This window comes from Flavihumibacter cheonanensis, assembly GCF_022352215.1.
GTDB classification, from domain to species: Bacteria; Bacteroidota; Bacteroidia; order Chitinophagales; family Chitinophagaceae; genus Flavihumibacter; species Flavihumibacter cheonanensis.
In genome coordinates this window covers 1-292 of the sequence record NZ_JAKRWF010000044.1, presented here as the reverse complement: position 1 = coordinate 292, position 292 = coordinate 1, and the positions used below count along the sequence as shown (strand labels likewise).

General features: G+C 72.9%; 1 protein-coding gene. It reads left to right on the top strand.

What is annotated here, in order from left to right; all coding sequences use genetic code 11:
• The coding region (locus MD536_RS21055) for an MFS transporter (RefSeq protein ID WP_239603767.1) at positions 1–292 on the top strand (292 nt) is incomplete at both ends.

Here is a 292-nt window from a genome sequence, read left to right as displayed (position 1 = left end):
GTGGTCATGCTCACGCCGCTCGCCCGCGGCGTGGACCGCCACGGCCCGCTTCGCTACACCCTGGCCGGTACCGGAGCGCTCCTCGGATCCACCGCCGTCCTCGCCTTCAGCGGCGCCATCGAGAGCGACACGGTCGGCATGGTCCTCTACGGCCTCGGCTACGGCCTCATCTTCCCGGCAACCGCGGGAATCGTCGCGATCGCGGCTGCCCCCGCGGAGCGCGGCCGTGCCTACGGGCTCCTGAACTTCGCCTTCGACGCCGGGATCTCGAGCGGCCCCATCGCTGCCGGGG